Raw genomic sequence first — 12,002 nt, forward strand, 5'->3', positions numbered from 1 at the left:
ACGCCATGTCCAGCCCACGCCGACGCCAGCAGCAGGAAGCGTTCGTCCGCCAGCGCCTGGGGCAGCCCGAGGCCGGCTGGCGCCAGCGCTGGTACACCATCATCTTCGAGGCCGATACCCGCGAGGGCCGGCTCTTCGATGTCGCGCTGCTGCTGGCCATCGTCGCCAGCGTGACGGTGGTGATGCTCGACAGCCTGCCCGCGGTGAACAACCGCCTGGGGCTGGCGTTCACCGTGCTGGAATGGATGTTCACGCTGTTCTTCACGGCCGAGTACGTGATGCGCATCCTGGTGGTGCGCCGGCCGTGGCGCTATGTGTTCAGCTTCTACGGCATCATCGACTTCGTCTCGATCATGCCGACCTGGCTGGCCTTCTTCCTGCCCGAGCTGCATTTCCTGATCGACGTGCGCCTGCTGCGGCTGCTGCGCGTGTTCCGGATCCTGAAGCTGACCGTGTACTTCGAGGAAGCCGAGATCCTGTACCGCGCGCTGGTCAACAGCCGCCGCAAGATCTTCGTGTTCCTGGGCACGGTGTTCATCATCACGGTGATCCTGGGCACGGTAATGTACGTGGTGGAAGGCCCGCAGCACGGCTTCACCAGCATCCCGGTCAGCATGTACTGGGCGGTGGTGACGCTGACCACCACGGGCTTCGGCGACATGGTGCCCAAGACCCCGCTGGGGCAGTTCATCACCTCGCTGACCATCCTGCTGGGCTACGGCATCATCGCCTTCCCCACCGGTATCGTCGGCGCCGAGCTGGCCGCCAGCATCCTGAAGCGGCCGCTCACCACGCGCACCTGCACCCATTGCCTGACCGAGGGCCACGAACCCGACGCCGGCTACTGCAAGCATTGCGGCAGCCAGCTGCCCGAATACCAGAACGACCGGCCGGAAGTGCCCGGCGGACCTGCCGGCTCCTGAGCCGGCCTTCCCTACCCCACGACGCATATGCAAGCCACCCTCGACGCCATCCGCGACGCCGTCAGGCAAGCCACCGAGACCCGCACCGCGCTGCGGCTGCGCGGCGGCGGCAGCAAGGACTTCTACGGCCAGCCCGCCGCGGGCCAGCTGCTGGACACGCGCGCCTATGCCGGCATCGTCGACTACGACCCGGCCGAGCTGGTGATCACCGCGCGCTGCGGCACGCCGCTGGCCGAGATCGAGGCGGCGCTGGCCGAGAAGCGCCAGATGCTGGCCTTCGAGCCGCCCCATTTCGCACTGCCGGGCCAGCCCAGCACCGCGACGCTGGGCGGCGCCGTGGCCGCGGGATTGTCGGGCCCGCGCCGGCAGTCGGTGGGCGCGCTGCGCGACTTCATGCTGGGCGCGCAGCTGATGGACGGCCGCGGCGAGGTGATGGACTTCGGCGGCCAGGTGATGAAGAACGTGGCGGGCTATGACGTGTCGCGGCTGCTGGCGGGCTCGCTCGGCACGCTCGGGCTGATCCTGCAGGTGTCGGTCAAGGTGCTGCCGGCACCGTTCGACGAGGCCACGCTGCGCTTCGAGCTGGCGCAGGCCGATGCCATCGAGCACCTGAACCGTTGGGGCGGCCAGCCGCTGCCGCTGGCGTCTTCGGCCTGGCACGCGGGCGTGCTGCACGTGCGCCTGGCCGGCGCCACCGCCGCCGTGCGCGCCGCGTGCGCCAGGCTGGGCGGCGAGCGCGTGGACGCTGCGGAAGCCGCGGCGCTGTGGCAATCGCTGCGCGAGCAGACCCACCCGTTCTTCGCCCCCGCCCAGGCGGGCCGCGCGCTGTGGCGCCTGGCGGTGCCCACCATCGCCGCGCCGCTGGCGCTGCCGGGCCCACAGCTGATCGAATGGGGCGGCGGCCAGCGCTGGTGGCTGCCCGAGGACGGCACTGACAAGACCGATGCCGAAAGCGTGCGCGCCGTGGCGCAGGCCGCCGGCGGCCATGCCACGCTGTTCCGCAATGGCGACAAGTCAGTGGGCGTGTTCACGCCGCTGGCCTCGCCGCTGGCCGCGATCCACCGCCGCCTGAAAGAGACCTTCGACCCGGCCGGCATCTTCAACCCGCAGCGCATGTACCCCGGGCTCTGACCCGGCACGTCCAGGCATCCCCCCGGCACAACCTCCCCACACCATGCAAACGAACCTGGCCGATTTTCTTCGCAACACGCCCGAAGGCGAGGAAGCCAAATCCATCGTCGGCAACTGCGTGCATTGCGGCTTCTGCACCGCCACCTGCCCCACCTACCAGTTGCTCGGCGATGAGCTGGACGGCCCGCGCGGGCGCATCTACCTGATGAAGCAGGTGCTGGAAGGCCATGCCATCACCGAAAGCACGCGCCTGCACCTGGACCGCTGCCTGACCTGCCGCAACTGCGAATCGACCTGCCCGTCGGGCGTGCGCTACGGCCGCCTGGTCGATATCGGCCGCAAGCTGGTCGACGACAAGCTCGAGGCCGAAGGCGTGCAGCGCCCCGCCCGCGAGCGCATCGCGCGCTGGGTGCTGCGCGAGGGGCTGACGCGCCCGGCGCTGTTCGGCACGGCGCTGCGCCTGGGCCAGATGGTGCGGCCGCTGCTGCCGGGCACGCTGCGCAACAAGGTGCCGGCGCTGTCCAGCACCGCCGCGCCCGGCACGTGGCCGCGCAATGCGCATGCACGCAAGATGTTGTTGCTCGACGGCTGCGTGCAGCCGTCAATGTCGCCCAACATCAATGCCGCAACTGCGCGTGTGTTCGACCGTGTCGGCGTACAACTGCTGGTGGCGCGCGAAGCCGGCTGCTGCGGCGCGATCCGCTTCCACACCGGCGACCACGACGGCGGCCTCGACAATATGCGCCGCAATATCGATGCCTGGTGGCCGCATATCGAGGACGGCGCCGAGGCCATCGTGATGACAGCCTCGGGCTGCGGCGCGATGGTCAAGGACTACGGGCACCTGCTGCGCAACGATCCGAAGTACGCCGAGCGCGCCCGCCGCGTCTCGGCGCTGACGCGCGACCTGTCCGAAGTCTTGCCGGACTTTGCCGACGAGCTGCACACCCTGGCCGGCGCGGTCCCGCGCGACAACCGGCGCGTGGCTTACCACCCGCCCTGCACGCTGCAGCACGGCCAGCAGATCCGCGGCAAAGTCGAAGCGCTCTTGACCGGCCTCGGCGTCGAAGTCAAACTCTGCGCTGACAGCCACCTGTGCTGCGGCTCGGCGGGCACTTATTCGGTGTTGCAGCCGGAACTGGCCTACCGCCTGCGCGACGACAAGCTCGCCAAACTGCAGGCCACGCAGCCCGAAGCCATCGTCTCGGCCAATATCGGCTGCATCTCGCACCTGCAGGGCGGCACCGGCACCCCGGTGATGCACTGGATCGAACTGGTCGACAAGATGCTCGGCTAGCGCGGGCGGGCAGCATGGGCGGCAGCGCGCATCCTTCCGGACGCGCGCCGCGCACCTGCGACCAAACGCCACGCCCCATGCTCCAGACCTTTGCAATCCTGTTGGTTTTCCAGTCCGTCGGCGAGGTGATCAGCTACGCGCTGACCCTGCCGGTGCCCGGCCCCGTGCTGGGCATGATTTTGCTGTTCGGCTGGCTCGTCTTCGACGACCGCCTGCTGCCCATCATCCAGGGCACCACATCTGAACTGCTCAAGCACCTGTCGCTGCTGTTCGTGCCGGCCGGTGTCGGCATCATGGTCCATGCCAACCGCATCGAGGGCGAATGGATGCCGATCCTGGTGGCGCTGGTGGTGTCCACCTGGCTGGCCATCGCCACCACCGCCGTGGTCACGCGCATGCTGATGCGCAAGCGCGCCGATGTCCCGCCCGCCGATGCGAAAGGAGAGCAGGCATGATGACGCCCCGCCTCAACGAGATCTGGGTCTACCTGGCCGCGAGCCCCCTGGTCGGGCTGACCGCCACGCTGCTGGCCTATGTCTTTGCCTTCCGCATCTATGAGCGTTCGCGCTTCTCGCCGCTGGCCAACCCGGTGATGATCGCGGTGGCGCTGCTGGTCACGGTGCTGACCGTCACCGGCACGCCCTACAAGACCTACTTCGACGGCGCGCAGTTCGTGCACTTCCTGCTGGGGCCGGCCACGGTGGCACTGGCGGTGCCGCTGTACCTGCAGCTGCCCAAGCTGCGCACCCATGTGTTCCCGCTGCTGGCAGGACTGGTGGCGGGCTCGGTGGTGGCAGTGGTGTCGGCGGTGGGAATTGCCTGGCTGCTGGGCGCATCGCCCGAGACCGTGCGCTCGCTCGCGCCCAAGTCGGTGACGATCCCGATCGCCATGGGCGTGGCCGAGAAGATCGGCGGGCTGCCCTCGCTGACCGCGGTGCTGGTGATGGCCACCGGCATCATCGGCGCGGTCAGCGCCACCAGCGTGCTGAACCTGCTGCGCATCCGCGACTACAGCGTGCGCGGTTTCGCCACCGGCGTGGCAGCCCACGGCATCGGCACCGCGCGCGCCTTCCAGGTCAACCAGGAAGCCGGCGCCTTTGCCGCGCTGGGCATGGGCCTGAACGGCGTGCTGACGGCGATCATGGTGCCGGTGATGGCGGCGTGGATGCCACACTGACACGCTCCTGACAGCACGCTGTCAGCAGCCCCCGCGCATGATGCGAGCTCCCCACTCCCCTTCACCTGGAACCAAGGAGTCTGTCATGAGCAACCGTCTGATCAACTGGCTGGAAATCCCCGTCGTCGACATGAGCCGCGCGGTCGGCTTCTACGAGCAGGTGTTCAATATCCAGCTGCGCCGCGAGACCATGAGCCAGGTCGACATGGCCGTGTTCCCCCACCCCGACCCGGGCGGCGCGCTGGTCGCCGGCGAGGGCTATCGCCCCAGCAACTACTACGGCGCGGTGCCATACCTGCATGCGCCGGAACTGGATGTGCTGCTGGAGCGCGCCGCGCGCGCCGGCGGCAAGACGGTGTTCGGGCCGCTGCGCCTGCCGGGCGAGATCGGCCGCATCGCCCATATCACCGACAGCGAAGGCAACCGCATCGGGCTGCACGAGCCCGTGGCCGCCTGACCCCGATGGCAAGCCGCCCCCGATGAGCCGCCGCGCCGACCGCCTGTTCCAGATCGTGCAGGTGCTGCGCGGCCGCCGCCTGACCACGGCGGCGCTGCTGGCGCAGCGGCTCGGGGTGTCGGAACGCACCGTCTACCGTGATATCCAGGCGCTGTCGCTGTCAGGCGTGCCGGTCGAGGGCGAGGCCGGCATCGGCTACCGGCTGCGCGCCGACTTCGATGTCCCGCCGCTGATGTTCACCGCCATGGAAGTCGAAGCACTGGTCGCCGGCCTGCGCCTCCTGAAAGCCTGGGGCGGCGGCGCGCTGGCCGCCGCGGCCGATCCCGCGCTGGAAAAACTGATGGCCGCGCTGCCGCCGCCGCGCCGGCTGGCAGCGCAGCAAAGCCGCGTGTTCGCGCCGGAATACGTCAACCAGGCGCATGTGCGCGAGGCCTTCGACGTGGTACACGGGGCGCTGGGCGAACAGAAATTGCTGCTGCTCGACTATTGCGACGTGCAGCAGCGCATCACCGAACGCGTGGTGATGCCGCTGGGCCTGTTCTTCTGGGGCAATGCCTGGTTGCTGGCGACGTGGTGCACCACGCGCTCGGACTATCGCAGCTTCCGGCTGGACCGCTGCCGCGCCATCCGCATGCTGGACGACCATTTCCACGAAACGCCCGACCGCTCGCTCAACGGTTTCCTGCGCGCGGTGCGCGCCAGCGGCACCTAGTCCCGCTCAGGCAGCCGGGTCGGACAGCAGCATCTCGATATCGGCGCGCAGCTCGTCGGGCTTGGTGGTCGGCGCATAGCGCTTGAACACCGTGCCGTCGCGGCGCAGCAGGAACTTGGTGAAGTTCCATTTGATGCCCTGGGTACCGAGCACGCCACGCTTTTCCGTGGTCAGCCACTGGTACAGCGGATGGGCGTCGGCACCGTTCACGTCGATCTTGGCGAACATCGGGAAGCGCACCGCAAAGCGCGTTTCGCAGAACTGGCCGATCTGCTGCGCATCGCCCGGCTCCTGCTTGCCGAACTGGTTGCACGGGAAGCCCAGCACCTCCAGGCCGCGCTCGTGGTATTCGTCGTAGAGCTTCTGCAGGCCCTCGTACTGCGGCGTGAACCCGCATTCGCTGGCGGTGTTGACGACCAGCATCACCTTGCCCTGGAACTGCGACAGCGGTACCGGCTGGCCGGCCAGCGAGTTGGCTTCGAACTGGTAGACATTGCTCATGGCAGACTCCTGGGGCCGGAACTGGCCCTTGCGTGGCCCAAGCATAACGCCATGCGCATCACCGTGCACGAATCAGATGACATTGAGATGCTCGGTGCCGGCACCCAGGTCGGTGTCCTTGGCGCTCGCGCTGTGCAGCTTGATCATCAGGCGCAGGTCGTTGAGCGAGTCGGCATTGCGCAGCGCGTCCTCGTAGGTGATCTTGCCTTCCTCGTACAGGTCGAACAGCGCCTGGTCGAACGAGACCATGCCCTGCTCGCGCGACTTCTTGATGACTTCCTTGAGCTCGTGGATCTCGCCCTTGAAGATCAGGTCGGCCACCAGCGGCGTGCCGATCATGATCTCCACCGCCGGCACGCGCCCCTTTTTGCCGGCGCGCGGCAGCAGGCGCTGCGAGATCATCGCCTTCAGGTTCAGCGACAGGTCGATCAGCAGCTGCTGGCGCTTTTCCTCGGGGAAGAAGTTGACCACGCGGTCGATCGCCTGGTTGGCATTGTTGGCGTGCAGCGTGGCCAGGCACAGGTGGCCGGTCTCGGCGTACTGCATCGCGTACTCCATGGTCTCGCGGTCACGGATTTCGCCGATCAGGATCACGTCGGGCGCCTGGCGCAGCGTGTTCTTCAGCGCCACGTGCCAGGACTCGGTATCGATGCCGACCTCGCGCTGCGTGACGATGCAGTTCTGGTGCGCATGCACGTACTCGATCGGATCCTCGATGGTGATGATATGGCCGTACGAATGCGCGTTGCGGTGATCCAGCATTGCCGCCAGCGTGGTCGACTTGCCCGAGCCGGTGGCGCCGGTCACGATCACCAGCCCGCGCTTGGCCATCACCACCTCATGCAGCGTCGCCGGCAGGTCCAGGTCGGCCACCGAGGGAATGCGCGTATTGATGGTGCGCACCACCATGCCGGCCTTGCCCTGCTGGATAAAGGCCGACACGCGGAAGCGCCCGGCCTTGGGCGCGGTGATCGCGAAATTGCATTCGCGGCTGGTGTCGAAGTCCTGCACCTGGCGCTCGTTCATCACCGAGCGCACCAGGCCCAGCGCCTGGGTCGGGTTCAGCGGCTGCTGCGACACCGGCTTGATCTTGCCGTCGACCTTGATCGCCGGCGGGAAGTCAGAGGTAATGAACAGGTCCGAGCCGCGGTTGCTGACCATCAGCTCCAGCAGGTCGTTGATGTACTTGGCGGCGGATTCGCGATCGAGCATGTCGGTGTCCTGCTGGGGAGCGGGCCTCAGCCCATGAACGCGTCGGGGTTCTTGGCGATGGCGCGCGCGTCGTTGTAGCTGATGACGCTGCGCTTGATCAGGTCAGACAGGCACTGGTCCAGCGTCTGCATGCCCAGCCCGCTGCTGGTCTGCATCATCGAGTACATCTGCGCGATCTTGTTCTCGCGGATCAGGTGGCGGATCGCGGGCGTGGCGATCATGATCTCGTGCGCGGCGGTGCGGCCATTGCCGTCGCGCGTCTTCAGCAGCGTCTGCGAGATCACCGCCTCCAGCGATTCCGACAGCATGGTGCGCACCATGTCCTTCTCTTCGGGCGGGAACACATCGACCACGCGGTCGATGGTCTTGGCCGCTGAGCTGGTGTGCAGCGTGCCGAAGACCAGGTGGCCGGTCTCGGCCGCGGTCAGCGCCAGGCGGATGGTTTCCAGGTCGCGCAGCTCACCCACCAGGATCACGTCCGGGTCTTCACGCAGTGCCGAGCGCAACGCGTTGGCAAACGAATGCGTGTGCGGCCCCAGCTCGCGCTGGTTGATCAGGCTCTTCTTGGAGCTGTGCACGAATTCGATCGGGTCCTCCACCGTGAGGATGTGGCCCATGTCGCTTTCGTTGCGATGGTCGACCATCGCCGCCAGCGTGGTGGACTTGCCCGAGCCGGTCGGGCCCGTCACCAGCACCAGCCCGCGCGGCTTCATGCACAGGTCGGCAAACACCGCGGGCGCGCGCAGCTCTTCGAGCGTGAGCACCTTGGAGGGAATGGTACGGAACACCGCGGCGGCGCCGCGCTGGGTGTTATAGGCATTGACCCGGAAGCGGGACAGGCCGGCGATCTCGAACGAGAAATCGATTTCGAGGCGTTCTTCGTAGGCCTTGCGCTGGGTGTCGCTCATGATGTCGTACACCATGGCGTGGACATCCTTGTGCGTCATCGAGGCGATGTTGATCCGGCGCATGTCGCCGTGGATCCGCACCATCGGCGGCATGTCCGCGGAGAGATGAAGATCAGACGCCTTGTTCTTGACAGCGAAAGCCAATAGCTGCGCGATGTCCATCTATAATGACCCCACCCTAGTTATCAGTACTTTGCGTACTTTCTTTTGTATGTTCGCCGGATTATGTCTGTAATTGCCGCCAACTTGCAAGCCGTTCACCAGCGCATCGCGGCGGCCGCACAACAAGCCGGCAGACAGCCCGCGGACATCGCCCTGCTGGCGGTTTCCAAGACCGTTCCCCCCGACCGCATAAGGGCCGCATACGCCGCCGGACAGGTCGCTTTCGGCGAAAACTACGTCCAGGAAGGCGTCGACAAGATCGCCGCGCTGGCCGACCTGCGCCACCGCCTGCAATGGCATTTCATCGGCCCGCTGCAGAGCAACAAGACCCGCCTGGTGGCGGAGCATTTCGACTGGGTGCACGCCGTCGACCGGCTCAGGATCGCCGAGCGGCTGTCGGCCCAGCGCCCGGCCGGCATGGCCGCGCTGCAGGTCTGCATCCAGGTCAATATCAGCGGCGAAGCCAGCAAGAGCGGCGTCGCCCCGGCAGAGGTGCCCGGCCTGGCACATGCCGTCGCCGCGCTGCCAGGCCTGCGCCTGCGCGGGCTGATGGCCATCCCCGAGCCCGAGCACGACCCCGCCGCGCAGCGCCGCCCGTTCGCGGCCATGCGCGCCATGCTGCAGGCGCTGCGCACCGACGGCCTGGACCTCGACACGCTGTCGATGGGCATGTCGGGCGACATGGAAGCCGCCATCGCCGAGGGCGCCACGCTGGTGCGGATCGGCACCGCCATTTTCGGAGCGCGCCAATACCCGTAGTCCGGCGCGCCCAGTCCATTCCCTTCAAGCCCCCCAACGGATCTCCATGCTCGATACCCTTACCTTTGGCTTTCTCGGCGGCGGCAACATGGCCACCGCACTGATCGGCGGCCTGATCGCCCGCGGCGTGCCGGCCGGCTCGATCCGCGTGGTCGACCCCTTCCCCGAGGCCCAGCAACGCCTGGCGCGCGACCTCGGCGTGCATGCCGCCGGCGCGCCGGATGCCGCCTTCGGCGCCTGCGACGTGCTGGTGCTGGCGGTCAAGCCGCAGCAGTTCCGCGACGCCGCGGCGCAGCTGCTGCCTATCCTGCCGGCCAGCGGCAAGGGCAACCTGGTGATCAGCGTGGCCGCCGGCATCCGGCTGCAGGACATGGAGCGCTGGCTGGACGGGCGCGCCCGGCTGGTGCGGGCGATGCCGAACACGCCGGCGCTGGCCGGCATGGGCATGACCGGGCTGGCCGCGCCGGCCGGGCTGTCGGCCGAAGACCGCGCGATCGCCAGCGCGGTGGCCGAGGCCGTCGGCAAGTGCGTATGGGTGGATGGGGATGACCAGATCGATGCGGTCACCGCCATTTCCGGCAGTGGGCCGGCCTATGTCTTCTACTTTATCGAAGCGATGGAACGCGCCGCCACCGAGCTGGGCCTGACGGCGGAGCAAGGCCGCGAACTGGCGGTAGAGACCTTCCGTGGCGCTGCTACCCTGGCCGGGCAGTCTTCCGAGCCGGTGTCGACGCTGCGTGAGCGCGTGACGTCCAAGGGCGGCACGACGTATGCGGCGCTGACGGCGATGGAGGCTTCGGGCATTGGTGATGCCTTCGTGCGCGCGATGCATGCTGCCGCGGCGCGGGGCAAGGAGATGGGGGCGGAGTTCGGGAAGGATTGAGGCGCGGCCAAACCGCGGGCGCTCTGACCTGGCCGCCGCCCCATGTGAACGCTCCCCTCTCCCGCAAGCGGGAGAGGGGAGAAAACCAGCGGGATCTAATCAGCGAATTGCATAAGCCACCGCCGTCCCCGCAAACACACAGGCCCCCAGCCAGTTGTTATGCCGGAACGCCGCGAAACACCGCATCCGGTCGCGGTCACGAATCAGCGTGTAATGATACCCGGCGCAACCCGCAGCCGCCGCCAGCCCCACCCAGTAAGGCCACCCCAGCCCCAGCAGCACCCCCGCCCACGCCATCAGCGCCAGGAACGCGGCATAGCAGAGCATGATCGCCGCCACGTCGAAGCGGCCAAAGGTAATGGCCGAAGTCTTCATGCCGATCAGGAGGTCGTCGTCACGATCGACCATCGCATAAGCCGTGTCATACGCCACCGCCCAGAACACATTGGCCAGCAGCATCAGCCACGCCACCGGCGGCACCTGGTCCTGGATCGCGGCAAACGCCATCGGGATACCAAAGCCAAACGCGATGCCGAGATAAGCCTGCGGAATCGCAAAGAAGCGCTTGAAGAACGGGTAAGTGCCGGCCACCACCGCCGCCACCACCGCCAGCCATTTGGTCAGCGCATTGAGCGGCAACACCAGCGCAAAAGCCACCAGCGCCAGCACGGCGGCGACGGCCAGCGCTTCCCACGCTGCGATCTTGCCCGCGGTCAGCGGCCGTTCCCTGGTGCGCTTGACGTGCTTGTCGAAGTCGCGGTCCGCCCAGTCGTTGATGGCGCAGCCAGCCGAGCGCATCAGAAAGGTGCCCGCCACGAAGATCCAGAACAGCCCCCACGCCGGCGGCCCGCCCGCGGCCATCCACATGGCCCACAGCGTCGGCCACAGCAGCAGCAGCGTGCCGATCGGCTTGTCGATGCGCACCAGGCGCGCGTAGAGGGAAAGGCGTTCAAGCATGGGCGTGGGGGGCAACGGCGAGAGGGTCTGCACTGCGCGGATCCGGGAAGGAGGATTCAATGAAAACGCGCCGCAGCCCGGACGGTTGCGACGCGCAGTGCCGGCCGCTACTGAAGGGCAGCCGGAGGTGGCAAGCTGGCCTCAGGCCAGCATCGCGCGCAGCATCCACGCGGTCTTTTCGTGCGTCTGCATGCGCTGGGTCAGCAGGTCGGCCGACGGTTCGTCGCCGGCGGCGTCGATCACCGGGAACAGCGAACGCGCGGTGCGCACCACGGCTTCCTGGCCTTCGACCAGCTTGCGGATCATTTCGGTGGCCTCGGGCACGCCCTCTTCCTCCGCGATCGAAGACAGGCGGGCGTATTCCTTGTAGGTGCCCGGTGCCGGGTAGCCCAGCGCGCGGATACGCTCGGCGATCGAGTCCACGGCGAGCGCCAGCTCGGTGTACTGGGTCTCGAACATCAGATGCAGCGTATTGAACATGGGACCCGTCACGTTCCAGTGGAAGTTATGGGTCTTGAGGTAGAGGGTGTAGGTGTCCGCCAGCAGCTTGGACAGGCCTTCCGCGATCTTCTTGCGGTCCTTGTCGGAAATACCGATATTCACGCTCATCTCATTCTTCTTTGCCATGGTAAATACGCTCCGTTCTGGTAAAGCCACGAGGGGCGCCGCCGGCGCTTGCCATGTTTTGGGGCCGGGCGGCGCAGTACCCGCATTATTGCACTAGCCGGCAATCCCGGCCAAACCCCGGGCCACCTCGCTGAACATCACGGTCGCGCCGAGCACGATCACGGCGGCGCCGATTTCCTTGCGCCACAGCTTGTGGCGCAGCCGCGCGGCATCGGCGCGCCCGGGCTGGTCGTGCCCGTCATGCCACAGCTGTCGCCACTCTTGGATAAACAACCGGATCATCGCCATCATCGTTC

15 protein-coding genes are annotated in these 12,002 nt (G+C 67.5%); 9 read left to right on the forward strand and 6 right to left on the reverse strand.

What is annotated here, in order from left to right; translation table 11 throughout:
- The first annotated feature begins 5 nt into the window (after positions 1 to 5).
- The 7 genes from AC1Q6V_RS07180 to AC1Q6V_RS07210 all read left to right on the forward strand — a co-directional run bounded on the left by AC1Q6V_RS07180 (position 6) and on the right by AC1Q6V_RS07210 (position 5,697).
- Positions 6 to 923, forward strand: a complete 918-nt coding sequence (locus AC1Q6V_RS07180) for an ion transporter (protein ID WP_011615987.1) — start codon at positions 6 to 8, stop codon at positions 921 to 923.
- 27 nt (positions 924 to 950) lie between these two features.
- On the forward strand, positions 951 to 2,054 hold the full coding sequence (gene glcE / locus AC1Q6V_RS07185) for a glycolate oxidase subunit GlcE (RefSeq protein ID WP_010815042.1): 1,104 nt from the start codon (positions 951 to 953) through the stop codon (positions 2,052 to 2,054).
- A gap of 43 nt (positions 2,055 to 2,097) precedes the next feature.
- Positions 2,098 to 3,351, forward strand: coding sequence for a glycolate oxidase subunit GlcF (glcF, locus tag AC1Q6V_RS07190; RefSeq protein ID WP_010815043.1), 1,254 nt, complete (start codon positions 2,098 to 2,100; stop codon positions 3,349 to 3,351).
- 77 nt (positions 3,352 to 3,428) lie between these two features.
- Entirely contained in the window at positions 3,429 to 3,806 is a 378-nt protein-coding gene (locus AC1Q6V_RS07195; protein WP_010815044.1) for a CidA/LrgA family protein, read from the forward strand.
- Positions 3,803 to 4,528 carry an LrgB family protein gene (locus AC1Q6V_RS07200; RefSeq protein ID WP_010815045.1) on the forward strand — a complete coding sequence of 242 codons (726 nt, stop codon included), beginning with the start codon at positions 3,803 to 3,805 and terminating at the stop codon, positions 4,526 to 4,528. The genes AC1Q6V_RS07195 and AC1Q6V_RS07200 overlap by 4 nt, the downstream gene beginning before the upstream one ends.
- A gap of 85 nt (positions 4,529 to 4,613) precedes the next feature.
- Positions 4,614 to 4,985, forward strand: coding sequence for a VOC family protein (locus AC1Q6V_RS07205; RefSeq protein ID WP_010815046.1), 372 nt, complete (start codon positions 4,614 to 4,616; stop codon positions 4,983 to 4,985).
- Between the two features lie 22 nt (positions 4,986 to 5,007).
- Entirely contained in the window at positions 5,008 to 5,697 is a 690-nt protein-coding gene (locus tag AC1Q6V_RS07210) for a helix-turn-helix transcriptional regulator (protein ID WP_010815047.1), read from the forward strand.
- A 6-nt stretch (positions 5,698 to 5,703) separates the two neighbouring features.
- Here AC1Q6V_RS07210 and AC1Q6V_RS07215 read toward each other — a convergent pair whose 3' ends face one another.
- The 3 genes from AC1Q6V_RS07215 to AC1Q6V_RS07225 form a co-directional block, all read right to left on the reverse strand.
- Positions 5,704 to 6,198 (reverse strand): glutathione peroxidase, encoded by a 495-nt coding sequence (locus AC1Q6V_RS07215; RefSeq protein ID WP_010815048.1) that lies wholly within the window; start codon positions 6,196 to 6,198, stop codon positions 5,704 to 5,706.
- A 72-nt stretch (positions 6,199 to 6,270) separates the two neighbouring features.
- The gene (locus tag AC1Q6V_RS07220) at positions 6,271 to 7,410 is read right to left on the reverse strand and encodes a PilT/PilU family type 4a pilus ATPase (RefSeq protein ID WP_010815049.1); all 1,140 of its coding nucleotides are present in this window, start codon (positions 7,408 to 7,410) and stop codon (positions 6,271 to 6,273) included.
- A 26-nt stretch (positions 7,411 to 7,436) separates the two neighbouring features.
- Positions 7,437 to 8,480, reverse strand: a complete 1,044-nt coding sequence (locus AC1Q6V_RS07225; protein WP_010815050.1) for a type IV pilus twitching motility protein PilT — start codon at positions 8,478 to 8,480, stop codon at positions 7,437 to 7,439.
- A 63-nt stretch (positions 8,481 to 8,543) separates the two neighbouring features.
- Between AC1Q6V_RS07225 and AC1Q6V_RS07230 the strand changes: the two genes are divergently transcribed.
- Positions 8,544 to 9,239 (forward strand): YggS family pyridoxal phosphate-dependent enzyme, encoded by a 696-nt coding sequence (locus tag AC1Q6V_RS07230; RefSeq protein ID WP_010815051.1) that lies wholly within the window; start codon positions 8,544 to 8,546, stop codon positions 9,237 to 9,239.
- 46 nt (positions 9,240 to 9,285) lie between these two features.
- Positions 9,286 to 10,122: a pyrroline-5-carboxylate reductase gene (gene proC / locus AC1Q6V_RS07235; RefSeq protein ID WP_011615991.1), complete on the forward strand. Its 837-nt coding sequence runs from the start codon at positions 9,286 to 9,288 to the stop codon at positions 10,120 to 10,122.
- A 99-nt stretch (positions 10,123 to 10,221) separates the two neighbouring features.
- Here proC and ubiA read toward each other — a convergent pair whose 3' ends face one another.
- The 3 genes from ubiA to AC1Q6V_RS07250 all read right to left on the reverse strand — a co-directional run bounded on the left by ubiA (position 10,222) and on the right by AC1Q6V_RS07250 (position 11,997).
- Positions 10,222 to 11,079, reverse strand: coding sequence for a 4-hydroxybenzoate octaprenyltransferase (gene ubiA, locus AC1Q6V_RS07240; RefSeq protein WP_010815053.1), 858 nt, complete (start codon positions 11,077 to 11,079; stop codon positions 10,222 to 10,224).
- Between the two features lie 141 nt (positions 11,080 to 11,220).
- Positions 11,221 to 11,706 carry a Dps family protein gene (locus AC1Q6V_RS07245; RefSeq protein WP_010815054.1) on the reverse strand — a complete coding sequence of 162 codons (486 nt, stop codon included), beginning with the start codon at positions 11,704 to 11,706 and terminating at the stop codon, positions 11,221 to 11,223.
- Between the two features lie 93 nt (positions 11,707 to 11,799).
- On the reverse strand, positions 11,800 to 11,997 hold the full coding sequence (locus AC1Q6V_RS07250; protein ID WP_041687510.1) for a hypothetical protein: 198 nt from the start codon (positions 11,995 to 11,997) through the stop codon (positions 11,800 to 11,802).
- Positions 11,998 to 12,002: the final 5 nt, after the last annotated feature.

The sequence above is a fragment of the Cupriavidus sp. GW823-FHT07B10 genome, from assembly GCF_058794355.1.

What these genes read in the sequence shown, in the direction of transcription:
- AC1Q6V_RS07180 (WP_011615987.1), top strand. Translation starts at nt 6, where the DNA reads ATGTCCAGCCCACGCCGACGCCAGCAGCAGGAAGCGTTCGTCCGCCAG.
- glcE (WP_010815042.1), top strand. Translation starts at nt 951, where the DNA reads ATGCAAGCCACCCTCGACGCCATCCGCGACGCCGTCAGGCAAGCCACC.
- glcF (WP_010815043.1), top strand. Translation starts at nt 2,098, where the DNA reads ATGCAAACGAACCTGGCCGATTTTCTTCGCAACACGCCCGAAGGCGAG.
- AC1Q6V_RS07195 (WP_010815044.1), top strand. Translation starts at nt 3,429, where the DNA reads ATGCTCCAGACCTTTGCAATCCTGTTGGTTTTCCAGTCCGTCGGCGAG.
- AC1Q6V_RS07200 (WP_010815045.1), top strand. Translation starts at nt 3,803, where the DNA reads ATGATGACGCCCCGCCTCAACGAGATCTGGGTCTACCTGGCCGCGAGC.
- AC1Q6V_RS07205 (WP_010815046.1), top strand. Translation starts at nt 4,614, where the DNA reads ATGAGCAACCGTCTGATCAACTGGCTGGAAATCCCCGTCGTCGACATG.
- AC1Q6V_RS07210 (WP_010815047.1), top strand. Translation starts at nt 5,008, where the DNA reads ATGAGCCGCCGCGCCGACCGCCTGTTCCAGATCGTGCAGGTGCTGCGC.
- AC1Q6V_RS07215 (WP_010815048.1), bottom strand. Translation starts at nt 6,198, where the DNA reads ATGAGCAATGTCTACCAGTTCGAAGCCAACTCGCTGGCCGGCCAGCCG.
- AC1Q6V_RS07220 (WP_010815049.1), bottom strand. Translation starts at nt 7,410, where the DNA reads ATGCTCGATCGCGAATCCGCCGCCAAGTACATCAACGACCTGCTGGAG.
- AC1Q6V_RS07225 (WP_010815050.1), bottom strand. Translation starts at nt 8,480, where the DNA reads ATGGACATCGCGCAGCTATTGGCTTTCGCTGTCAAGAACAAGGCGTCT.
- AC1Q6V_RS07230 (WP_010815051.1), top strand. Translation starts at nt 8,544, where the DNA reads ATGTCTGTAATTGCCGCCAACTTGCAAGCCGTTCACCAGCGCATCGCG.
- proC (WP_011615991.1), top strand. Translation starts at nt 9,286, where the DNA reads ATGCTCGATACCCTTACCTTTGGCTTTCTCGGCGGCGGCAACATGGCC.
- ubiA (WP_010815053.1), bottom strand. Translation starts at nt 11,079, where the DNA reads ATGCTTGAACGCCTTTCCCTCTACGCGCGCCTGGTGCGCATCGACAAG.
- AC1Q6V_RS07245 (WP_010815054.1), bottom strand. Translation starts at nt 11,706, where the DNA reads ATGGCAAAGAAGAATGAGATGAGCGTGAATATCGGTATTTCCGACAAG.
- AC1Q6V_RS07250 (WP_041687510.1), bottom strand. Translation starts at nt 11,997, where the DNA reads ATGATGGCGATGATCCGGTTGTTTATCCAAGAGTGGCGACAGCTGTGG.